At 72.7% G+C, this 3990-nt stretch carries 5 protein-coding genes; 1 reads left to right on the forward strand and 4 read right to left on the reverse strand.

Annotated elements, in window-relative coordinates:
- Nucleotides 1-997, reverse strand: a 997-nt coding sequence (locus AB0M52_RS31780) for a cellulose binding domain-containing protein (RefSeq protein WP_363961358.1), incomplete at its 3' end; no start/stop codon positions are given.
- 189 nt (nt 998-1186) lie between these two features.
- On the opposite strand from AB0M52_RS31780, the gene AB0M52_RS31785 reads away from it, so the two are divergent.
- Nucleotides 1187-1600 (forward strand): type II toxin-antitoxin system Phd/YefM family antitoxin, encoded by a 414-nt coding sequence (locus AB0M52_RS31785; protein ID WP_363961350.1) that lies wholly within the window; start codon nt 1187-1189, stop codon nt 1598-1600.
- A 93-nt stretch (nt 1601-1693) separates the two neighbouring features.
- Here AB0M52_RS31785 and AB0M52_RS31790 read toward each other — a convergent pair whose 3' ends face one another.
- The 3 genes from AB0M52_RS31790 to AB0M52_RS31800 form a co-directional block, all read right to left on the reverse strand.
- Nucleotides 1694-2638, reverse strand: coding sequence for an iron-siderophore ABC transporter substrate-binding protein (locus AB0M52_RS31790; RefSeq protein WP_363961352.1), 945 nt, complete (start codon nt 2636-2638; stop codon nt 1694-1696).
- Nucleotides 2638-3519: an ABC transporter ATP-binding protein gene (locus AB0M52_RS31795; RefSeq protein ID WP_363961354.1), complete on the reverse strand. Its 882-nt coding sequence runs from the start codon at nt 3517-3519 to the stop codon at nt 2638-2640. Before AB0M52_RS31795 ends, AB0M52_RS31790 begins: the two co-directional genes overlap by 1 nt.
- A 62-nt stretch (nt 3520-3581) precedes the next feature.
- The coding region (locus AB0M52_RS31800; protein WP_363961356.1) for an iron chelate uptake ABC transporter family permease subunit at nt 3582-3990 on the reverse strand (409 nt) is incomplete at its 5' end.

Genomic DNA, 3990 nt, shown 5'->3' on the forward strand with positions numbered 1-3990 from the left:
TCGGTCCGTAGCGCTGCTTCAGCGTCCGGATCGCGGCGATCAGGTTGACGATCACCGGGGTGGTGGGGTTGCGGAAGTCGGTGTCGCCGGCGTTCAGGTAGAGGGAGTGGCCCTCGAAGTCGATGTCGAGCCCGTTCAGGCCGTACCGGTCGACGATCGCCGACACCGAGCGGACGAAGGTGTCCCGGGCGGCGGTGGTGGTCAGCTGGACCTGCCCGTTCTGACCGCCGATGGAGAGCAGCACCTTCTTGCCCTGCTGCTGCTTGGCGCGGATCGCCGCGATGAACGCGGCCTCACTCTCCACGCCCGGGCACTCGCTGACGGGGCAGAGCTGGAACCGGATGTCGCCGGAGGTGACCGAGGTCGGCTCGCCGAAGGCGAGGTTGATGATGTCCCAGTCCGCCGGCACGTCGGCCATCCGCAGGTAGCCGGAGCCGTTGGCGAAGCTGGCGTGCAGGTAGCCGATAAGGGCGCGGCGGGGGATGCCGCCGGCCGGCGGTGTGGTCGGCGGGGGAGTGGTCGGTGGGGTGGTCGTCGGCGGTGGGGTGGTCGGTGGGGTGGTGGTCGGTGGTGGGGTGGTCGGCGGGGCGGTGGTGGGTGGGCTGGTCGGGGTGCCGCCGCCGCACGGCGCGCCGTTGAGCAGGCAGTCGGTGGGGGAGCCCGAACCGGTGGCCAGGAAGCCGAACGAGACCGAGGCGCCGGGGGCGACGGTGCCGTTCCACGAGCGGTTGGTGAAGGTGTGCCGCTGGCCGACGGTGCTGACGGTGGCGTCCCAGTAGGTGCCGAGGGTGGTTCCGGCGGGCAGGCTGAAGGCGACCTGCCAGGAGGTGATGGTGCTGGATCCGCCGTTGGTGATGGTGTATTTGCCCTCCCATCCGGTGCCCCAGTCGGCGGTCTTGACGAAGGTGGCGGTGGGGCCGGCGGCCAGCGCCGGGGTGGCCAGCACGAGCGTGGTGGCGGCGGCGGTGGTCAGGGCCGCGAGGGCGGCCAGCAGCAGGTGTCGGGCGGGGCGACGCATCCGGACCTCCCGGGGGACGAGGACCATCGATCGACGGATGCACAATTATTAAGTTTGTTTACTGTGGATGTCCAGGGGTGCCCGGGGTGGTTGTCACGCCGGCCTCGGCGACACTCTCCCTCGTGGACGGTTGCGGAAAGTGTCGTACCCGGTACCGAGGATGTATTCATGGCTGTCCCCGCCCTCACTCCACGAAACACCCCACCGCGCTCGCTGCCCCTGCGCGAGGCGCGCACCCGACTGAGTCAGCTCGTCGCGATGGCGGAGCTGACCGACACCGTCACGGTGGTCACCCGCGACGGCGATTCCCGGCCGGTCGCCGCGATCGTGCCGGTCGGCGTCGCCCGCACCGCCGCCCAGGCCGGTGCCGACGCCGACCGGCTCGCCGAGGTCACCGCCGGGTGGTCCCGGCGCCTCGAGGCCCAGCGCGAGCAGAGCGCCCGCCGTCACGCCGCCGAGCTGCGGGCGGTCACCGCGGCGCTCGCCGAGGTGTGGGCCGAGCTGGATCGCCGGTTCCCGCCGGGCACCGATCCCGCGCTGACCCGGCTGCGCGCGGCCCACGCCGACCTGCTCGCCGGCTGACCCGACCGTCGACCTCCCTCGCGCCGGCAACCGGTGAACGTCGTCCAGCGGAATCGCCGAGGTGCAGTCGACGGTGCGGGCCCTGCTCGCCGGTCAGGCAGCCAGGTACGTTTCGAGGTCGTCGAGGATCTTGTTGGCGGCACCCACGCCGATGCCGGTCATCCAGATCTCGTCCGAGACGACGTGCGCCTTGCCCGCCTTGACGGCCGACAGGCCCTGCCACAGCGTGCCGCCGGTGACCTTGGCCTGCTCCGCCGCGGCCTTCTGCCCGTACGCGGTCACGAAGATGGTGTCACCGTCGACCTCGCTGATCCGCTCCGGGCTGACCCGGTCCATCCGCCGGTCCTCCTTGCCGGTCAGCAGCTGCCGCTCGGGCCGGCCCAGACCGGTGTCGCCGATCACGATGCCGGAGAACGAGTCCGGCCCGTACACCCGGATTTCGGTCGGCATGAACCGCACGATGGAGACCTTGCGGGCGGCGGCGTCACCCAGCTTGGCACCGAATTCCCTGGCCCGCGCCTCGTACCCGGCGAGCAGCTCCTTGGCCTCCTGCTCCTTGCCGAGCGCCGTGCCGTCCAGGAGGAGGTTCTCCTTCCAGGTGATGCCGACCATCTCCGTGAAGACCGTCGGCGCGATCGCGGACAGCTCGTCGTAGAACTTCTCCTGACGGAACTTGCTGCCGAGGATGAGGTCCGGCTTGAGCTCGTTGATCGCCTCCAGGTCGGGCTCGGTGAGCACGCCGACCTCCTTGATTCCGGCGAGCTTGTCTTCGCCGAAGTAGGTCGGCCAGCTCCTCGCCTCGCCGGCGGTGGCGGCGCCGATCGGGGTGACACCGAGGGAGAGCGCGGTGTCGATCTTGTCGGTGTCGAGCACCACGACGCGCTTGGGCGCGATCGGCACCTTGGTGGTGCCCATCGCGTGGGTGATCTCCCGGGTCTCCCCGGCGACGGTGCCGGCGACCGGGTCGCTGGCCCCGCAGGCGGTGAGCACGACGCCGAGGGCGGCGGCCGCGGTGAGGGTGGCGACGAGACGACGCATCAGATTCCTTCCGAGGGGTACGAGCCGGCGAGGACGTCCTCGCCGGTGAGTGGGACGGCACCGGGCGATCCGGCGGCCGAAGAGCCGGCACCGGCGGCCAGCGTGGGACTGGTGAGCGCGGGCACCACCAGCGGTGCCCCGGTCACCGGGCAGGGCACGACCACGCAGTCGAGCCCGAACACCTCGCGGACCAGGTCCGCGGTGAGGATCGCGCGCGGCGGCCCGGCGGCCACCACGGCGCCGGCCCGCATCGCGATCAGGTGGTCGGCGTACCGGGCGGCCTGGTTGAGGTCGTGCAGCACGGCGACCACGGTGCGGCCCCGCTCGGCGCGCAGCCGGTGCAGCAGGTCCAGCACCTCCACCTGATGGGCCAGGTCGAGGAAGGTGGTCGGCTCGTCCAACAGCAGCGCCTCGGTGTCCTGGGCGAGGGTCATGGCGATCCACACCCGTTGCCGCTGGCCGCCCGAGAGGGTGTCCACCGGCCGGTCCGCGAGGTCGGCGACGTCGGCCAGCCGCATCGCCCGGTCCACCGCCGCGCCGTCCTGCTCCGACCACTGCCGCCACCAGCGCTGGTACGGCTGCCGCCCGCGGCCGACAAGATCGGCCACGGTGACGCCCTCGGGCACCAGCGGGCTCTGCGGCAGTACGCCGAGCCGGCGGGCCACCTCCCGGGTGGGCAGTTCCCGGATGGCGGCGCCGTCCAGCAGCACGGTGCCGCGTCGCGGGGTGAGCAGCCGGGCCATGGTCCGCAGCAGGGTGGACTTGCCGCAGGCGTTCGGCCCGACGATCACGGTGAACGCGTCGACGGGCAGGTCCAGGTCCAGCCCGTCCAGCACGGTCCGCTCGTGGTAGCCGGCGACCAGATCGCGGGTGGAGAGCATCACGCCTCCTTGTCGGGGGTCAGCGGAGGGCTGCCCGGGGGAACGCCGGTTGCCGGTGTTGGTCACGACGGCCTCCGGCGACCGCGGAGCAGCAGGTAGAGCAGGTAGGGGCCGCCGATCGCGGCGGTCAGCACGCCGGCCGGCAGTTGGGTGGGCGCGAAGAGCCGCCGGCCGGCCAGGTCGGCCAGCACCAGCAGCAGGGCACCGAGCAGCGCGGCGCAGAGCAGCGGCGGTCGCTCGGCCCGGACCAGCCGCCGGGCCACCTGCGGTGCGACCAGGGCGACGAAATCCACCGCGCCGACCTGGGCGGTGACCATCGCGGCGGCGATCACACCGGTGCCGGCGAGCCCGATCCGGCGGGCGACCGGGCGCAGCCCGATGCCCCGGGCGGTGTCGTCGTCGAGCGCGGTGCTGTTCAGCGCCCAGCCGGCCCAGGCCAGGACGGGCAGCAGGAGGAGCAGGGTGCCGGCG

Origin of the sequence: Micromonospora sp. NPDC051296, assembly GCF_040682255.1 — a bacterium.
GTDB lineage: Bacteria > Actinomycetota > Actinomycetes > Mycobacteriales > Micromonosporaceae > Micromonospora > Micromonospora craterilacus.

Coding starts and splice junctions, on each gene's coding strand:
- AB0M52_RS31785 (WP_363961350.1), top strand. CDS start 1,187: ATGGCTGTCCCCGCCCTCACTCCACGAAACACCCCACCGCGCTCGCTG.
- AB0M52_RS31795 (WP_363961354.1), bottom strand. CDS start 3,519: ATGCTCTCCACCCGCGATCTGGTCGCCGGCTACCACGAGCGGACCGTG.
- AB0M52_RS31790 (WP_363961352.1), bottom strand. CDS start 2,638: ATGCGTCGTCTCGTCGCCACCCTCACCGCGGCCGCCGCCCTCGGCGTC.